The following is a 2,467-nucleotide window of genomic DNA, read 5'->3' on the forward strand; positions in this document are numbered from 1 at the left end:
GGCTGAGCTGTTCGCCGGAGCGGGACTGCGCACCATCCTCCTGCCGCGACTGCTGCCGACTCCGGTGCTCGCGTTCGCGGTGCGCCATCTGAAAGCCGATGCCGGCGTCATGGTGACCGCCTCGCACAACCCTCCGAACGACAACGGCTACAAGGTCTACCTCGGCGGCGCCGATCAGGGATCGCAGATCGTCGCACCCGCGGATGCCGAGATCGCCGCGCACATCCAGCGGGTCGCTGATGCGGCGGACGTCTCAGCCCTCCCCCGCTCGACCTCGTACGAGACTGCGAGCGAGGCCGTCGTCGACGCGTATGTCGCAGCGACCGCTGCCGTGGCCCCTGCGCCCGCAGGCACCTCCGGTCTGCGCTGGGTCTACACGGCGATGCACGGCGTGGGCTGGGAGACGCTGTCGAAGATCGTCACGGCGGCCGGGTACCCGCAGCCGATGGTGGTGAGCGAACAGCTCGAGCCTGACGCGACCTTCCGCACGGTGTCGTTCCCCAATCCCGAGGAGCCGGGGGCGATGGATCTGTCCGTCGCGCGCGCCCGCCGCGTGCAGGCCGACTTCATCCTCGCCAACGATCCCGATGCAGACCGCCTGGCGGTCGCCATCCCCGATGCAACGGCGGAGAGCGGATGGCGTCGCCTCACCGGCAACGAGGTCGGACTGCTGCTGGGTGCCAGGGCGGCGCGTGCCGCCGTCGGCATGCCGGGGGCGGCCCTGGCCTGCTCTCTGGTCTCCTCGCCCGGCCTCGCCGCTGTCGCCGCGCACCACGGGCTCGACTTCCATGAGACCCTGACGGGCTTCAAGTGGATCTCCCGCGCGCCGGGCCTCGTGTTCGGCTTCGAGGAGGCACTGGGCTACCTCGTGAACCCCGAGACAGTGCGCGACAAGGACGGCATCTCGGCGGCCGTCGCTATCCTCGGTCTCGCCGCGGACGCGCACGAACGCCACCTTTCGCTCGCCGATCTTCTGGTCGAGCTGGGCGACACGTACGGCCACTTCGCGAGCGGCCAGGTGTCGGTGCGCGTCGACGACCTCTCGGTGATCGACTCCGTGATGCTGTCGCTGCGCACCCTGCCGCCGACGCAGTTCGGGGGCCACACGATCGCCTCGGCCGAAGACCTGCTGCATGCCGGTGACGGACAGCCGTCGGGTGATGTGCTGCGCTATCGGCTCGCCGACGGTTCGCGCATCATCGTGCGCCCGAGCGGCACGGAGCCGAAGCTCAAGGTGTACATCGACGCCAGGGGCGAGTCCGCAGATCAGGCCGCGGCCACCGTGGGCGAGCTCGAGACCGCGGTGCGGACGCTCCTCGACGAGCGCTCCTAGGAATCGGATGCCGAGAAGACACGTCGTCATCACCGCCCATAACGGAGTGCACGCGCGCCCCGTGGCCGAGCTGGTGCGCCTCGTGCAGGCGCACAGGCATGCGGTGACCCTGCGCACGTCGACGGGCGCGATCGTGGATCTCAGCAGCGTTCTCGCGCTGATGGACCTTGCACTCGCGCCCGGCGACGCCGTGGTGCTCGAGACTGCGGACTCGGCAGACGCCGATGCCGTGCTCGACACCCTGGCGGGCGTGCTCGACCCCCAGCGCTGAGCCGTGGCGGTCAGCGTCGGCGGTCAGCCGTCGATGACGGCGACCAGCTCATCGAGGAACGCTTCGAAGGTGGTGCCGCGGCGCACGATGCGCTGCACACTGTCACGTTCGCTGAAGACCTCCACCAGCTGCTCGAAGACGGTCTGGAACGCGGCCCGGTCGCTCTCGCTGAAGGCGGCGAGGGCGACCACCTGCACGCGACCCTCGCCCCAGGCGGCCGACCCGTCGGCGACTCCGATCGCGATCGCCGTTCGCGTGGCCGTCATCTGCAGCGCATGCGGCACCGCGAGCGAATCCGTGAACGCCGTCGACGACATCCGCTCGCGGACGATCGTGTTCTCGACGTAGTCGTCGCCGATCAGGCCGGCCGTGACGAGCAGGCCCCCGAGCCTGCGGATGATCGCCTCCTCGCCGTCATCCGGCAGCGGATAGACGAACGCGTCCGCGACGAAGTACCGGGCGAGTTCCGCGCGCAGGCGCGTCAGACGACGCCCTCGACGCACGCGTGCCGCCGCCTGCTGGATCCGGTCGACGTCGGCGTCGGTGAGGAACGGCTGGATGCGCACGAATCTGTCGCCGGCCGCTCCCGGTTCGATCGTGCTGAGCACGAGGTCGGTGTCGAACGACGCCCAGTCGGGGTCGACGTTGGTGACGACGCTCGTGACCTCGATGGCCGACCCGAGCGAGCGGTCGACGCTCGAGCGCAGCAGCTCGTGGAGCTCGTAGTAGCCGGGACACACGATCGTCGCCGTGAGGATCGACTCCGCCTTGCGACTGCGCTCGAGGCGTCCGCCGACGTGCATCGCGATATAGGCGATCTCGTCGTCGTGGATCGGCGTGCCGAGCCGGTCGTGCAGACCGCT

3 protein-coding genes are annotated in these 2,467 nt (G+C 70.0%); 2 read left to right on the plus strand and 1 reads right to left on the minus strand.

Going from position 1 to position 2,467, the window contains the following annotated elements:
* Together J7E68_RS16360 and J7E68_RS16365 are read left to right on the plus strand one after the other, a co-directional pair.
* Nucleotides 1-1,333, plus strand: a 1,333-nt coding sequence (locus J7E68_RS16360; RefSeq protein ID WP_215174377.1) for a phospho-sugar mutase, incomplete at its 5' end; no start/stop codon positions are given.
* Between the two features lie 7 nt (nt 1,334-1,340).
* Nucleotides 1,341-1,604: an HPr family phosphocarrier protein gene (locus J7E68_RS16365; protein WP_215174379.1), complete on the plus strand. Its 264-nt coding sequence runs from the start codon at nt 1,341-1,343 to the stop codon at nt 1,602-1,604.
* Nucleotides 1,605-1,627: 23 nt separating this feature from the next.
* Here the strand turns inward: J7E68_RS16365 and J7E68_RS16370 are convergent.
* A partial coding sequence (locus J7E68_RS16370; RefSeq protein ID WP_215174381.1) for a PTS sugar transporter subunit IIA occupies nt 1,628-2,467 on the minus strand: 840 nt, incomplete at its 5' end.

The organism is Microbacterium sp. ISL-103 (assembly GCF_018613995.1).
Classification (GTDB): domain Bacteria; phylum Actinomycetota; class Actinomycetes; order Actinomycetales; family Microbacteriaceae; genus Microbacterium.

What these genes read in the sequence shown, in the direction of transcription:
- J7E68_RS16365 (WP_215174379.1), top strand. Translation starts at nt 1,341, where the DNA reads ATGCCGAGAAGACACGTCGTCATCACCGCCCATAACGGAGTGCACGCG.